This window comes from Geobacter grbiciae, from assembly GCF_018531165.1.
Classification (GTDB): Bacteria; Desulfobacterota; Desulfuromonadia; order Geobacterales; family Geobacteraceae; genus Geobacter; species Geobacter metallireducens.
This window is the reverse complement of sequence record NZ_JAHDIW010000012.1, coordinates 78714-93432: the sequence shown is the minus strand read 5'-3', so window position 1 is coordinate 93432 and position 14719 is coordinate 78714. Positions and strand designations below refer to the sequence as shown.

The 14719-nt window shown below is 63.9% G+C and carries 14 protein-coding genes; 8 read left to right on the top strand and 6 right to left on the bottom strand.

The genetic code is table 11. The features are described 5' to 3' along the window. Window positions 1-270: 270 nt before the first annotated feature. From KJB29_RS14230 to KJB29_RS14200, 7 genes are read left to right on the top strand one after another with little or no spacing between them, the layout of a single operon-like run. Window positions 271-2280 (top strand): proton-conducting transporter transmembrane domain-containing protein, encoded by a 2010-nt coding sequence (locus tag KJB29_RS14230; protein ID WP_215735093.1) that lies wholly within the window; start codon window positions 271-273, stop codon window positions 2278-2280. 15 nt (window positions 2281-2295) lie between these two features. Next, on the top strand, window positions 2296-3204 hold the full coding sequence (locus tag KJB29_RS14225; protein WP_215735092.1) for a respiratory chain complex I subunit 1 family protein: 909 nt from the start codon (window positions 2296-2298) through the stop codon (window positions 3202-3204). A gap of 3 nt (window positions 3205-3207) precedes the next feature. Then, entirely contained in the window at window positions 3208-3846 is a 639-nt protein-coding gene (locus tag KJB29_RS14220; protein ID WP_004512345.1) for a hypothetical protein, read from the top strand. Between the two features lie 3 nt (window positions 3847-3849). Then, window positions 3850-5283, top strand: a complete 1434-nt coding sequence (locus KJB29_RS14215; protein WP_215735091.1) for a proton-conducting transporter transmembrane domain-containing protein — start codon at window positions 3850-3852, stop codon at window positions 5281-5283. Next, complete coding sequence (locus KJB29_RS14210; protein WP_215735090.1) at window positions 5280-6788, top strand: hydrogenase large subunit; 1509 nt, start codon at window positions 5280-5282, stop codon at window positions 6786-6788. Before KJB29_RS14215 ends, KJB29_RS14210 begins: the two co-directional genes overlap by 4 nt. Before the next feature lie 47 nt (window positions 6789-6835). Then, the gene (locus KJB29_RS14205; protein ID WP_215735089.1) at window positions 6836-7633 is read left to right on the top strand and encodes an IclR family transcriptional regulator; all 798 of its coding nucleotides are present in this window, start codon (window positions 6836-6838) and stop codon (window positions 7631-7633) included. Between the two features lie 23 nt (window positions 7634-7656). Further along, a complete protein-coding gene (locus KJB29_RS14200; RefSeq protein ID WP_215735088.1) occupies window positions 7657-8445 on the top strand; it encodes an NADH-quinone oxidoreductase subunit B family protein in 789 nt (262 codons plus the stop codon). Window positions 8446-8535: 90 nt separating this feature from the next. Here KJB29_RS14200 and KJB29_RS14195 read toward each other — a convergent pair whose 3' ends face one another. From KJB29_RS14195 to KJB29_RS14170, 6 genes are read right to left on the bottom strand one after another with little or no spacing between them, the layout of a single operon-like run. Then, a complete protein-coding gene (locus KJB29_RS14195) occupies window positions 8536-8835 on the bottom strand; it encodes an MATE family efflux transporter (RefSeq protein ID WP_215735087.1) in 300 nt (99 codons plus the stop codon). Then, window positions 8832-11114, bottom strand: a complete 2283-nt coding sequence (locus KJB29_RS14190) for a DNA translocase FtsK (protein WP_215735086.1) — start codon at window positions 11112-11114, stop codon at window positions 8832-8834. The genes KJB29_RS14195 and KJB29_RS14190 overlap by 4 nt, the downstream gene beginning before the upstream one ends. A 2-nt stretch (window positions 11115-11116) precedes the next feature. Further along, on the bottom strand, window positions 11117-12793 hold the full coding sequence (locus KJB29_RS14185; RefSeq protein WP_215735085.1) for a ribonuclease J: 1677 nt from the start codon (window positions 12791-12793) through the stop codon (window positions 11117-11119). Window positions 12794-12798: 5 nt separating this feature from the next. Continuing rightward, window positions 12799-13215 (bottom strand): tetratricopeptide repeat protein, encoded by a 417-nt coding sequence (locus KJB29_RS14180; RefSeq protein ID WP_215735084.1) that lies wholly within the window; start codon window positions 13213-13215, stop codon window positions 12799-12801. A 6-nt stretch (window positions 13216-13221) separates the two neighbouring features. Further along, window positions 13222-13401 (bottom strand): hypothetical protein, encoded by a 180-nt coding sequence (locus KJB29_RS14175; RefSeq protein ID WP_215735083.1) that lies wholly within the window; start codon window positions 13399-13401, stop codon window positions 13222-13224. Window position 13402: 1 nt separating this feature from the next. Then, on the bottom strand, window positions 13403-14107 hold the full coding sequence (locus KJB29_RS14170) for a lysophospholipid acyltransferase family protein (RefSeq protein WP_215735082.1): 705 nt from the start codon (window positions 14105-14107) through the stop codon (window positions 13403-13405). A gap of 142 nt (window positions 14108-14249) precedes the next feature. On the opposite strand from KJB29_RS14170, the gene KJB29_RS14165 reads away from it, so the two are divergent. Next, window positions 14250-14693: a single-stranded DNA-binding protein gene (locus KJB29_RS14165; RefSeq protein WP_004512334.1), complete on the top strand. Its 444-nt coding sequence runs from the start codon at window positions 14250-14252 to the stop codon at window positions 14691-14693. Window positions 14694-14719: the final 26 nt, after the last annotated feature.

Genomic DNA, 14719 nt, shown 5'->3' with positions numbered 1-14719 from the left:
AAAAATGAGGTCGTACAGCTCTATAAGTAATCCGATTCCTCCTCTCTTGTCAACAGGAATTATCGCAAATCCATCTCAACGAAACCCGCTAAGCAAAACCTTGTCTCACCCGCCATTGCGCGCCACCCTTGTCAGCGGCAGGCTCCACTTGACTATTGACGCATTTCCCCTGAGGACGTATAGTCCGCAAAGGTACGCACCAGTAAAATGGCGTCACACCGCGAGCGCTGCGACCACACACAGCGCTGCCGCCTCTCCCGGAGACCATCCATGGAAGCATCAACGGCAGGGCCTGACAATCCTGTCAGCCTGGTCATAGCCGGCGCGCTCCTGATCGGCGCGTCGGGCATTCCGGGCCTTTTTGTCCCCAAGAAGCTGGACGGGGGGCAGAAATGCGCCTCTCTCGCCGTCGTTCTCGGCTCCATCCTGGGAATCATCGGTGCCCTGGCAGCACTCTTCACTGAACGGACCGTCTCCTACACCCTCGAAATCTCGCTTCCTTTCGGCCCCCTTGAGGCCGGCATCGACCCGCTCTCCGCCTTCTTCCTCCTCCCCGTCTTCATCGTCAGCGCCTGCTGCGCCGTGTACGGCATCGGCTACTGGCCCGCCAGCCACCACCCCCGCACGGCACCGCGGCTCACCTTCTTCTTCGGCGTCCTCGCCGCCTCCCTGGCGTTGGTCCCCCTAGCCCGGAACGGAGTCCTTTTTCTTATCTTCTGGGAGATCATGGCCCTTTCCGCCTACTTTGCCCTCGCCACCGACGATCTGGAGCAGGAGGTTCGCGACGCATCCCTCATCTATCTCGTGGCAACCCACGCAAGCACCCTCACCCTCTTCGCCTGTTTCTCCCTGCTGAAAGCGACTGCCGGTTCCTTTTCATTTCCTGCTGCAACGGCACTGGACGGAACAACTCCCCTTGGGGCCGCCATTTTCGTGACCGCTCTCTTGGGTTTTGGCCTCAAGGCAGGGGTGATGCCGCTTCACGTCTGGCTCCCGGGCGCCCATGCCAGCGCACCGAGCCACGTGTCGGCCCTCATGTCGGGGGTCCTCATCAAGATGGGAATCTACGGCATAGTCCGCATCCTCTCCTTCTTCGGAGTGGTCCCGCCCTGGTGGGGGATGGTTCTTCTTATGGCGGGAATTGTGTCGGGAATCCTCGGGGTTGCCTTTGCCGTGGGGCAGCACGACCTGAAGCGGCTCCTGGCCTACCACAGCATCGAAAACATCGGCATCATCATCATGGGGCTCGGCGTTGCCCTCATCGGCAGGGGAGCGGGACTGCCGCTCCTGGTGGTCCTCGGGTTCGGGGGGGCGCTTCTCCATGTCCTGAATCACTCCCTTTTCAAGTCCCTCCTCTTCCTCGGGGCCGGTGCGGTAATTCACGAGGCTGGGACCCGGGAGATCGACAGCCTCGGCGGGCTGGGCCGACGGATGCCCTGGACCGCGGCCCTCTTTCTCACCGGCGCCGTGGCCATTTGCGGACTTCCCCCCCTGAACGGCTTTGTGAGTGAGCTTCTCGTCTATCTCGGCTTCTTCTCCGGCCTCGTGCAGGAAAAGGGGGCCGCGGCCCCCCTGCTGGGGCTGGCGGCGCCGGCCCTGGCCATGGTGGGGGGGATGGCGGTCCTCTGCTTCGTGAAGGTATTCGGCACGGTCTTCCTGGGGCTCCCCCGGTCGACCGACGCGGCCGGGTGCCACGAACCGGGGTGGGCCATGCGGGGCCCCATGATGCTCCTTGCCATACTCTGCGCAGCCATCGGCCTCCTCCCTGTGGCACTCCCACGCTTTCTGGAGCCGGCCCTCTTTGCCTGGAGCCCCCAGCTCCCCTTTGCCGGCGTCCGGCTGGCGGATGCGGCGCCCTTTGGCTGGATTACCCTCATGGGGCTCATCCTCCTTCTGGCGATTCTCGGCATCGGCGCCTGGCTCTGGAAGCGGGTAACAGCCGAACCACAGGGTACGGCCGGCACCTGGGACTGCGGCTTTGCCCGTCCCACTGTCCGGATGCAGTACACCGCCTCTTCCTTTGCCGAGATGTTCGTGAGCCTCTTCGCCGCGGTGCTCCGCCCCCGGGTCCACCCGCCCAAGGTTCAGGGCCTCTTCCCGGGGAAGAGCGCCTTTTCGAGCCATGTTCCCGAAGCGGTACTGGAACTGGTCATCACGCCGCTCCTCTCGGCCATGGACCGGAGGTTCTCTCTCGCCCGCAAGCTCCAGCACGGCCGGCTCCACCTCTATATCCTCTACATCTTCGTGACGCTGGCGCTCTTGCTGGCGTGGGCCTATTAAAGGAGCAGGAAGGGAATGGTCGACACCGTTATCCATATCCTGATTACCCTGCTCATGCCGCCGCTGCTGCTCGGGGTGATCAACCGGACCAAGGCCATCTTTGCAGGCCGCACCGGTCCACCGCTTGTTCAAGCGTACTACGACCTGGCAAAGCTCGTGCGCAAGGGGTCGGTCTTCAGCGAAACCACGAGCTGGGTCTTCCGGGCGGGACCAGTGGCGGGCCTGGCGGCAACGCTTGTGGCCTCGCTCCTGATCCCCCTCGGGGAGCACCGCCCCCCTCTCTCTTTCAGCGGCGACATGATCCTCTTCGCCTATCTCTTCGGGCTGGCCCGCTTCTGCACCACGGCGGCGGCCCTGGATACCGGTTCCAGCTTCGAGGGGATGGGGGCGGCCCGGGAGGCCACCTTCGCCTGCCTGGCCGAGCCGGCCCTCTTCTTCTCCCTGGCGGTGCTGGCACGGCTCTCCGGCTCCCTCTCCCTGACCCCCATGCTGACCGGGACCGCCGCCACCTCCTGGCTTTCGGCCGGCGCATCGCTCCTCCTGCTGGTGGGAAGCCTCTTCATCGTGCTCCTGGCCGAGAACTGCCGGGTCCCTTTCGACGACCCCACCACCCACCTGGAACTGACCATGATCCACGAGGTGATGGTGCTCGACCACAGCGGCCCCCTCTTCGGCGCCATCCTCTACGGGGCGGCCCTGAAGCTCTTCGTGCTGGGTGCCCTGTTCACCGACATCGCCCTCCCCTATGCCACCGGCATCCCCGTGGTGGACTGGGTCCTCTTCGTGATCGCCATGATGATGCTGGCCGTGGGGATCGGCATGGTGGAATCGGTCATGGCACGGCTGCGGCTCCCCAAGGTCCCCCAGATGCTGGCGGCGGCCTGCATCCTGGCGGCGTTCTCGCTGCTCCTGGTGCTGAGGTAGACCATGACTTCCCTGGTGGACCAGCTCATCGTCCTCGTGATGCTCATCAACTTCGCGGCCCTCGGTTCGGGGCGCCTGGCCGTGGCGATCCGTGCCGTGGCCATCCAGGGGGTCATCCTCGGCATCCTCCCGATCCTCGTCCACTCGTTCTCCTGGCACCTGGTGGTCATTACCGGCGGCCTCATCCTGGCAAAGGGGATCATCATCCCGTGGCTTCTGACCGGCGCCATCGTCCGAGCCCGGATATCACGGGAGATGGAGCCCTACCTGGGGTATGTGCCGACGCTTCTCATCGGCGCCATCACGACGGGGCTCTCCTTTGTCTTCGCCGCCCGCCTCCCCCTGGCTCCGGAGCACCAGGGGCTCCTCTTCGTGCCGGCGGCCATCGCCACGCTCCTGACCGGCTTCATCGTGCTGGTGACCCGGCGTAAAGCCATCTCCCAGGTAATCGGTTACCTGATGCTGGAAAACGGCATCTTCCTCTTTGGACTCCTCCTGACCGAGGCGATGCCGGTCATGGTGGAGGCGGGGGTCCTGCTGGACCTCATCGTCGGCATCTTCGTCATGGGGATCATCATCAACCAGATCAGCCGCGAGTTCTCATCCATCGACACGTCGCGACTCACCACGCTCAGGGACTAGGGAATGATCACCGGCCTCCTCCTCATACCGCTTCTGGGCGCCCTCACGGCCTGGTTTATTCCGTCGGACAGGGGCCGTCCCTGGGCCCTCCCCGTCACCGGGGCAATCCACCTGGCCTTGACAGTCGAAGCGACACTCTCCCCCACGGCCGCTCCGGCGGGGATGTGGCTCCACTTGGACGCCATCGGAAAGCTCGTGCTCCTCTCCGTGAGCCTTCTCTTTTTCGCATCAGGGCTCTATGCCGTGGGATATCTCGCTTACCGGCGGGAACGGCCGAACCGCATCCTCTGCGCCATGCTGCTGGTCTGCCTTTCAGCCATGACGCTCGTGGCTTTTGCCCACCACCTGGGGCTCCTCTGGGTGGCCATCGAGACGACCACCCTCACCATGACCCCCCTCCTCTACTTCAACCGCAACGCCCGCTCCATCGAGGCCACCTGGAAGTACATGCTCATCTGCTCCGTGGGGATCGCCCTGGCGCTCCTGGGGCTCCTCTTCCTGGCCTACTCCACCGTGGTGGCCCGGATCGAACCGACGCTTCTCCTGGAACCCCTGGTGGCGAACGCGCGGCTCCTTTCCCCCGCCTGGCTCAAGGCGGCCTTCGTGTTTCTCCTCGTGGGCTACGGGACCAAGATGGGGCTCACGCCGCTCCACACCTGGAAGCCCGACGCTTACGGCGAAGCGCCCGGACTCGTGGGGGGGCTCCTGGCCGGAGGACTCGTGACCTGCTCCTTCGTGGGGCTCCTCAGGGTCTACCAGGTCTGCGTGGCAGCCAGCGGGACGACCTTCCACCGGGACGCCCTCGTCCTCATGGGCCTCCTCTCCATGGCCACGGCTGCCATCTTCATGGCACGCCAGGCTGACTTCAAGCGGATGCTCGCCTACTCCAGCGTGGAGCATGTGGGGATCCTGGCCGTGGCCCTGGGGCTCGGCAAAGGAGCCTTGGCCGGGGCACTCCTCCATCTGGTGAACAACAGCCTCACCAAGGGGGTCCTCTTCCTTGCCGCCGCCAACATCCACCGCTCCTACAACAGCAAGCGGTGCGAGCAGGTGCGGGGAGCACTGCGGCGTCTCCCCTGGTCGGGAGGGCTCTTCCTGGCCGGGTTCTTCGCTGTCACCGGCTCTCCCCCCTTCGGCCTCTTCGTGAGCGAATTCTCCATCATCTCCAGCGCCATGACCCAGGGAGGAGAGTGGATCGGCGGCCTCATCCTCTTTTTTCTGGCCGCCATCTTCCTCGGCATGGCGCGCACGGTCCTGCCGGTGGTGATGGGGGAATCGAGCCGCATCGAACATACCGGTTACCGGGACCGCTTCCTCACGGTGGTGCCGCCGCTCATTCTTATGGGAGTCGTCCTCATGCTCGGCCTCTGGATACCGGCACCACTCAGCCGCCTCATTACGGAAGGAGCGGCCCTATTAGGAGGAAACGTGCCGTGACCCGCACCTTCTCCCTCACCTGCCTGCGCAACGGAGAGGCGGTGCCGGTGGCCTCGGTGCCGCTCCTTCCCCTCGAACAGTTCCTCCAGGATATCATCGACGCCTCCGACCGGGGATGGCGGGTCGCCTCCTGTTTCGGGGTCCCCACCGACGCCGGCGCCACCCTCTGGTGCCTCATGGCCGCCCCCAACGACGGGCTTCTGGGGCTCATGCGAACCGAGGCGGGAATGGCCTTTCCCTCCATCTGCCGTCTCGTCCCCCAACTCCACCTCTTCGAGCGGGAGATCGCCGAACAATGCGGCATCACCCCCGAGGCCCACCCCTGGCCCAAGCCGGTCCGGTTCCACCACCCCTTCATGCCGTCACGTAAAGGTTTAGGCGGGAAAGTGGCGGGTGACACCGACTACTACCGGGTGGAGGGGGAGGAGATCCACGAGGTGGCGGTGGGACCGGTCCACGCAGGGATCATCGAGCCGGGGCATTTCCGCTTCCAGTGCCACGGCGAAGAGGTCTTCAGCCTGGAGATTGCCCTCGGCTACCAGCACCGGGGGGTGGAGGAGGGCTTCCTGAAGGGCCCCCATCCGAAAACCCTCTTCCAGATGGAGACCATCGCCGGCGACACCACCATCGGCCACGCCCTGGCCTATGCCATGGTCATGGAGGCCCTCGGGGGGACGGTTCCATCGGCCCGGGCCGAAATCATCCGGGCCATCGCCCTGGAACTGGAACGGCTCGCCAACCACACCGGCGACCTGGGTGCCCTGGCCGGGGATGTGGCCTATCTTCCCACCGCCTCCTTCTGCGGCCGGATCAGGGGGGATTTTCTCAACATGACGGCACACCTTTGCGGAAGCCGCTTTGGCAGGGGAATCGTGCGTCCCGGCGGCATCGGTTTCGACGTGAGCGAGCGGCAGGCGGGTGAAATTCTCGATCGGCTTACCGCCGCGAGCGATGATCTGGAAAATGCGGTGGGACTCCTCTGGGATACCCAATCGGTCATGGCCCGCTTCGAGGGAACGGGAAAGGTGAGTCAGGAGACGGCCCGGGAGATCGGCCTTGTGGGGCCGGCGGCCCGGGCATGCGGTATCGACCGGGACGTGCGGCGGGATACCCCCTTCGGCATCTACGGCGTGAGTCCGGTGGCCGTAGCTGTTGAGGAAAACGGTGACGTCTTTGCCCGGGCCCATGTCCGCTGGCGCGAGGCGGAGGCCTCCCTCCACTTCGTAGCGGAGCAACTCCGCCAGTTGCCGGCCGGCCCTCCCGTGACGAATACCGCCACCCCTGCGCCGGACAGCGTGGCCGTGGCTCTCACCGAGGGGTGGCGGGGTGAGATCTGCCACGTTGCCATCACCGACGGCACCGGCCGTTTCGCCCGCTACAAGGTGGTCGACCCGTCGTTCCACAACTGGACCGGACTCGCCCTGGCCCTGCGGAATCAGCAGATTTCCGACTTCCCCCTCTGCAACAAGAGTTTTAATCTCTCCTACTGCGGGTTCGATTTGTGATATAAGAGACGGGTTTGCTTTTTCACTCCACCCGACAGAGGCTCACCGTGCAGAAAAAAGACAAATCCGATTACATGATTCTTGCCGTCTCCCACGCCCTCGATCTCCTGGAGCAGTTCCACGGAGAAGAGGTGTCCGAGCTCGGCGTAACCGAACTGGCAAAGCGGCTCAGGCTCCACAAGAACAACGTATTCCGGCTCCTAGCCACCCTGGAGGCCCGGGGGTACGTGGAACAGAACCGGGTCACCGGCAACTACCGGCTCGGACTCAAAACCCTTGAGATCCGCCAGACCATGATCCGCCAGATGGCGCTCCTTCCCTACGCAAAACCGGTTCTTGAGGAATTGGTCAGGGAATGCGATGAAACCGCTTACGTTTCCATCCTTAAGGAAAACCTGAGCATCTACCTCTACGGGGTCGAAAGCCGTGCCACGGTCAGGGTCGTCTCCCGACTCGGTTCCCGGCTTCCCGCTTACTGCACCGCCGCCGGGAAGGTGATGCTCGCCTCCCTCTCCGAACCGAAGCTTGAGCGCTACCTGGCCCGCAAAGAACTGGTCCCCTTCACTCCCAACACCATCACCGACGCCACCCGGCTCCGGGAGCACCTGAAGGAAATCGCCGCCGCCGGCTACGCCATCGACGACGAGGAGCTTGAAATCGGAGTCCGGGGGGTGGCTGCCCCCATTTGCGACTACCGAACTGAAACGGTCGGGGCGGTCATCATCTCAGGGCCGACCATGAGGTTCTCCGACGAGCGCGTCGCCGCAGAACTGGTCCCCCTGGCCCAGAAAGCCGCCGAAACCATCTCCGTAAAACTCGGCTATAGCGGGGCCGCCGCGGAATAGGTCCCCCACAGGGGAAGCGCACCATGCTCAAGGCACTCTTTGCCAGACGTCACCAGGGACACCGAACCATCGCCTACCCTGCCGGGCCGGCGCAACTGCCGGAACTCTTCCGGGGGGCACCTCTCCTGGATCCGGAAAAGTGTCCTGTCGGGTGCGCCGACTGCGCCAACGCCTGTCCTCATGGCGCCATAACGGCCGGGACCGGGGATCGGGGACCGGGGACCGGGAAAACCCTCGCCCTCGACATGGGGAAATGCCTCTTCTGCCCTGAATGCGCCGGCGCCTGCCCCCACGGCGCCATCTCTTTCACTGGCGATCACCGGCTGGCCGTTAACCGGCGGGAGGACCTCATCGTCCGGTCCGGGGAGATCCGCCGGCTCGCCGCCCCCCTGGACGAGAAGCGACAATCTCTCTTCGAGCGATCCCTCAAGCTCCGGGAGGTCTCGGCAGGGGGGTGCAACGCCTGCGAGGCCGACACCAACGTCCTCTCCACAGTCGGCTTTGACCTGGGGCGCTTCGGCATCCAGTTCGTTGCCTCCCCCCGCCATGCCGACGGCATCTTCATCACCGGACCGGTTACCGAGAACATGCACCTCGCCCTCCTCAAGGCCTGGGAGGCGATCCCCGAGCCGAAAATCGCCATCGCCGCCGGGGCCTGCGCCATCAACGGCGGCCCCTTCATTGACTCCCCCGATGTTCATAACGGCGCCGACGGTCTCATCCCCATCGACCTTTACATCCCTGGCTGTCCACCCCACCCCCTCACCATCCTCGACGGTCTCCTGCGGCTCCTGGGGAGGCTGGAGGAGTAGCATCTATCCGGCTGCCAGCATAAAAAACGCGACGGGGAATCCCGCCGCGTTCAAGTATTCGAATCTTTTCCCGTATTCCTGCCCCTACCCCTACCCCTTCACGATCTTTCGCCGCACCACCAACTGCGCCACCATATCCACCACCACGACGGCGGTCACTACCATAAGCATGACGCCGTTCTGCCGGAAGTACCCGAGACAGTTGAAAAACATGTAGAGAGCCACCACCCCCCCGAGCATGGTCCGCATCCCCCGAACCGACAGCTCCGCCGTTTCCGGATCGGGAGTAAACCGCCGCATCAACGCCGGGGCCACGTGGTAGCCGATGGCGGCGTCGGCAAGGGTGAGGAGGAGATTGAGGATGAAAAGAGGAAGGAGATAGTCGTTCATATCTTGTTGATAAACACTTCCCGGGGCTTGCTGGTCCCGTCGGACGGCCCGACGATCCCCTCCTGCTCCATCCGCTCGATGATGCGGGCGGCACGGTTGTAGCCAATCCGCAGGCGCCGCTGGACCATGGAGATGGAGGCCTGGCGCGTCTCGGCCACCAGGGCAACGGCATCGTCGTACCGCTCGTCCACCATGTCCTCGTCGTCGCCGCTGCCGGAGCCGCTCTCTTCCTTCATCTCCAGGATCGACTTGTCGTAGACCGGCTTCCCCTGCTTCTTGAGGAAATCCACCACCCGTTGCACCTCGGCGTCGGAGACGAAGGCCCCGTGGACCCGCTGCATCTTGGCGGTTCCCGGGGGAAGGAAGAGCATGTCGCCGGCCCCCAGGAGCGACTCGGCGCCGTTGGTGTCGAGGATGGTCCGGGAGTCGATCTTTGATGAGACCTGGAAGGAAATCCGGGCCGGGAAGTTGGCCTTGATGAGGCCGGTGATGACGTCCACCGACGGCCTCTGGGTGGCGAGGATCAGGTGGATGCCGGCGGCCCGGGCCATCTGGGCCAGGCGTGCGATGGACTCCTCGATCTCCCGGCCGGCCACCATCATGAGGTCGGCCAGTTCGTCCACGACGACGACGATGTACGGCAGATGGCCATGCTCCAGCTCCTCCTGCTTGGCCAGGAACTGCTGGATCGCCTCCTCATCGTCCACGGGCTCGTCCACCACCTCGTCCAGCACCACGGTCCCCTGGGCCTTGAGCTCTTCGGCCTCCTTCTCCTCCTTTTCGAGGCACTGGTTGTAGGAGCCGATGTTCCGCACCCCCTTATCGGCCATGAGGCGGTAGCGACGCCCCATCTCCTCCACGGCCCACTTCAGCGCCAGGGATGCCTTCTTGGGGTTGGTGACAACAGGAAGGAGAAGGTGGGGAATCCCCTCGTAGATGGAGAGCTCCAGCATCTTCGGATCAACCATGATGACCCGCACATCCTTGGGGGTAGCGGTATAGAGGAGCGACAGGATCATGGTGTTGATGGATACGGACTTTCCCGAACCGGTGGCGCCGGCCACCAGGAGGTGGGGCATCTTGGCCAGATCGGTCACGACCGGTGCGCCGGCGATGTCCTTTCCCAGGGCCAGGGGGAGCTTCATCTTGCTGCCGTGGAACTCCTCGCCGTTGAAAATCTCCTTGAGATAGACCGTCTCCCGTTCCCGGTTCGGGATTTCGATGCCGACCACCCCCTTGCCGGGAATGGGGGCCACGATCCGGATCGACATGGACTGGAGCGCCATGGAGAGGTCATCGGAGAGCGAAGCGATCCGGCTCACCTTGATGCCGGGGCCCGGGGCGAACTCGAACATGGTAATGACCGGGCCGGGGCAGATCTCCACAACCTCGCCGTCGATGCCGAAATCCTTGAACTTCTTCTCCAGGAGCCGGGCGTTCATGGTGAGGATGTCGCGGTCGAGGCGCTTCTCGGTCTGGGGAGGGGTATCGAGGAGCGACAGCGGCGGAGTGCGGTGGTCCCCTTCCGACTTGATGAAGTCGAAGGCCTCCTGGAGTGGGGCGGTCTTGGCCTTTTCCTTCTTCTCCTCTTTCTTCTGGACCGGCGGCGGAGGAGGAACCGCCACGTGGACCGGCATGATTTCCGGCGATTTTTTCTTCTCGGCCTTCTCTCCCGTATCGAGGAGCTGGCGGTTCAGTTCCTGCCGCTCCCGACGTCGGGCCCAGCGCTCCTTCAGGTTCGCGAACCACCAGTCGGCGAAGAGGACGAAGGAGAAGCGGGACAGGACCATGGCCGAAGCGGCCAGGAGGGGGAGGATGATAAGGATGGCTCCGGGGATGCCGAAGTAGGTCTTGAGGAACGTTGCCGTCTTAGTCCCAACGGCACCGCCGGTGAGGACTTTTTGACCAAGAAAGACCGTGTCGGGCTTAAAAAATCCGAACAACGACGACAATGAGATCAACAGCGTAATAAAGGCAAACGCTTTATAATTTTTCCAACGCAACTCCTTAAAGCGGAGAAGTTTGTACGAAAGATACAGCAGACCCGTTGGGACGGCATAAGAGGCAAGTCCAACGATCTGGATGAGAAGGTCGGAAAGCTCCGCTCCCAATCTACCGCCGAAATTGCGAACCCCTGTTTCAGAATTGTACGTATTTGATGAGGGGTCGCCGGCATTGAACGACACAAGGGCAATGAGGATGAAGAGCCCCAGCGCGCCGAGGGCCATCCCCTGGATCTCCTTTTTCAGTTTTTCTTTCTTGTCGATCTGTTCGTCCATTCCTACATCTCTATAATCAACGGCAGGATCACTGGCCGCCGCTCAATGGTCTTGTTGAAGAAACGTCTCAGGATGCGCCGCACTTCCTGCTTCACCTCGTTCCAGTCCTTGAGGACTTCCGGCGACATCCCGGCCAGGAGGTCCAGGACTATCTTCTTCGTTTCATCCAGGTACTCCTGGCTCTCGTCCTCGAAAACGAACCCGCGGGAGACGATGTCGGGACCATAGAGGATCTCGCCCGTCTGGGGGTTGATGGAGATGATGACCACCACCATTCCGTCCTCGGAAAGGTGCTTGCGGTCCTTGAGGACCACCGCCCCCACGTCGCCGATCCCCTTGCCGTCGATGAATACCCGGCCGTTCGCGACGCTGCCGGCCACCTCGGCCGCTCCGTCGGCGAAGCGGATCACTGCACCGTTCTCAACCACGAGGCAGCGCTCCTCCGGAACCCCCACCCGCTGGGCCAGCCGGGCATGCTTCACCAGGTGCCGGTACTCGCCGTGGACCGGCACGAAAAATTTGGGCCGCACCAGGTTGATCATCAACTTCAGCTCCTCCCGGGAGGCATGGCCCGACACGTGCACCTCGGACACCTTCTCGTGAAAGACCTCGGCCCCCCGGCGGTAAAGGTGGTTGATGAGGTCGGAGATGGTCTTCTCGTTCCCGGGGATGAAGCGGGAGGAGAGGATCACCGTGTCCCCCTTCTCCAGCTTGATCTGCTTGTGGTCGTCCATGGCGATGCGGGTCAGGGCGCTCATGGGCTCTCCCTGGGAACCGGTGGTGATCATGCAGACCTGCTCCGGCGGCAGGCGCGGCATCTCCCGGAGGTCGATCAGCACATCGTCGGGGATACGCAGGTACCCCAGCTGCCGGGCAATGGCCACGTTGGCGATCATGGAGCGGCCGTTCAGGAGCACCTTGCGACCGCAGCGGGCCGCTGACTCCACCGCCTGCTGCACCCGGTGGATATTGCTGGAGAAGGCCGCCACGATGATCCGCCCCGGACAGCGGGGGAAGATCTCGTCAAAGGCCTCCCCCACCAGCCGCTCCGACAGGGTGTACCCCTGCCGCTCCACGTTGGTGGAGTCGGAGAAGAGCGCCAGGACCCCCTCGGAGCCGTAACGGGCAAAGGAGGCCAGGTCGGTCAGCTCGCCGTCCACGGGGGTCTGGTCGATCTTGAAGTCGCCGGTGTGGATCACCACCCCCTCGGGGGTGCGGATCGCCAGGGCGCAGCCGTCAACAATGGAGTGGGAGACCCGGATGAACTCCACCTTGAAGGGGCCGACGGTTACCGACTCCCGAGGCTTCACCACGCTCAGGTCCGTGGAGCTGTCGAGGTCGAACTCCTTCAGTTTCTCCCGCACGAAGCCGAGAGTGAGGGCTGTGCCGAAAATGGGGACGGGAAGCTCGGGAAGGACGTAGGGAAGGGCGCCGATGTGGTCTTCATGGCCATGGGTCAGGAAGATCCCCCGCACCCGGTCGGCCCGCTCACGCAGGTAGGTGATGTCGGGGATGACGATATCGATGCCGAGCATGTGGGGTTCGGGGAACATGAGGCCGCAGTCGGCCACGATGATGTCGTCGCCGTACTCGTAGACCATCATGTTGAGGCCGATCTCCCCCACCCCCCCCAGGGGGATGACGCGCAGGCCGGCGGGCTGGTTCTGATCAGTTTCCATGGCACCTACCTCGGGACGGGAGGGGGGTACCCCTGCCGTCCGAGAATCTCCGCAATCTTCCGGTCGCACCCCTCAATCCACTCCCGGCCTGGCTGCGCAAGCCACTTGGCCGCGTAGAAGGAGCTCCGGAGGGACCGGTAGGCGATGAGGGCGCGCTCCAGGTCGCCGGCCCGTTCGAATTCCCCCCCCATATCCCAGAGGCGCCGGGCCGAGTTCTCCACCAGGGAGCTCCCCGGGGTGTACATGTGAATTGCAGCCTCGTACCCGGCAATGGCGGCCAGGTAATCCCGGGCCGCCAGGGCCGCCTCCCCCCGCTGGAACTGGGTCCGCTGCCGCCACCAGGTATTACCCCCGATGAGGAGGAGGGAAATGACGGCGATCACCGTCACGTTGGCAATGATGTTCTTGGTCCGTTCGATCACTGGTTCCTATCCGAAAAATCCCGGCACAACGGCAAGAAGAGCCCCCACCAACACGGCAACCAGCCCGCAGAGTGCAGCAACGGCCGCCAGAACATCCCACGGTTTTGCCAGCCGGTGGGCCGCCGGCAGTCCCCAGGCCATGGCCGCGACCCCTATGGCGATGAGTGCGAGGGAAAGAAGTTGCATCCTAACGTTCCAACCCGGCCTGGATGGAGTCCCGCACCCGGTCCATGAGGGGCTGCCCCTTGAGGGCTTTGCTTCCGGAGGTGGGGATCGGCGCGCCAAACCGGACGGAGATCTCCGCGCCGCGAACAAGATTGCAGGTATTGCGGGGGTTCACCCGCATGCTGCCGTTGATGGTGAAGGGAACAATCGGCACTCCTGCCCGCTCCGCCAGGATGAAGCCCCCCTTCTTGAAGGGGAGGAGCGAACCGTCGAGGGTCCGGGTCCCCTCGGGGAAGACGATGACGCTGGCCCCGGCCCTGATCCTCTTTGCCGCGGCGTCGAGGCTCCGCAGGGCCTTGCGGCCGTCGCTCCGGTCCACGGGAATGTAGCCGGCCCGCCGCATGGCGGACCCGAACAGCGGAATGCGGAAAAGCTCCTCCTTGGCCAGCCACGAAAACCGGCGCGGGACGGCCCGGGAAAGTACGAGGATATCGAAGTTCCCCTGGTGGTTCCCCATGAAAATCACCGGTTCCCCTGCCGGCACCTGCTCCGCGCCGCTCACCCTCAGACGGACCCCGGCCAGTATGAGGCCGGCGCGGCTCCAGGCAAGGGCGCACCGGTGGGCCAATCCCCCCCGGGAATCGACGAGTCCGCCGAGCATGGCAAGCACGCTGAAAAAGGCGGTGAGCGGCACAAAAAAGAGCAAATAAATCAAACCGTTAAGCATTCACGACTCCGGGTGTAAATCCGGTTAACCTTACGACTTTTTCCATCCTTCGTCAAACCAAATATAGCTTGCCAGAATCCCCCCAATTCCTATACACTGCAGCGGTTTTCGGCATACATCAACGCCCCGAAGGAGGGCTCCCATGGCAAGTCTCAACAAGGTAATGCTCATCGGCAATCTCGGCAAGGACCCCGAAGTCCGCTACACCCCGGGCGGTACGGCGGTGGCCAGCTTCTCCCTCGCCACCAGCGAGAAGTTCAAGAACAGGAACGGCGAGTTCGAGGAGAAGACCGAGTGGCACAACGTGGTCCTCTGGGGGCGCCAGGCGGAGATCGCCGGCGAATACCTGGCAAAGGGACGGACCGTCTTCATCGAGGGGCGGCTCCAGACCCGCAAGTGGCAGGACAAGGAAGGCCGCGACCGCTGGTCCACCGAGGTGGTGGGGGAGCGGATGCAGATGCTCGGCGGCAAAGGCGAGGGGGGCGGCGGGCGCTCCGGCGGACGGGGCGGCCAGGAAGGCGGCTTCGGCGGCGGCCCGGCCTACGACGAGCCGGCCTTCAATCCGGATGATGATATTCCGTTCTAACCTAGGTAGCCTGAAACCTTGAACGC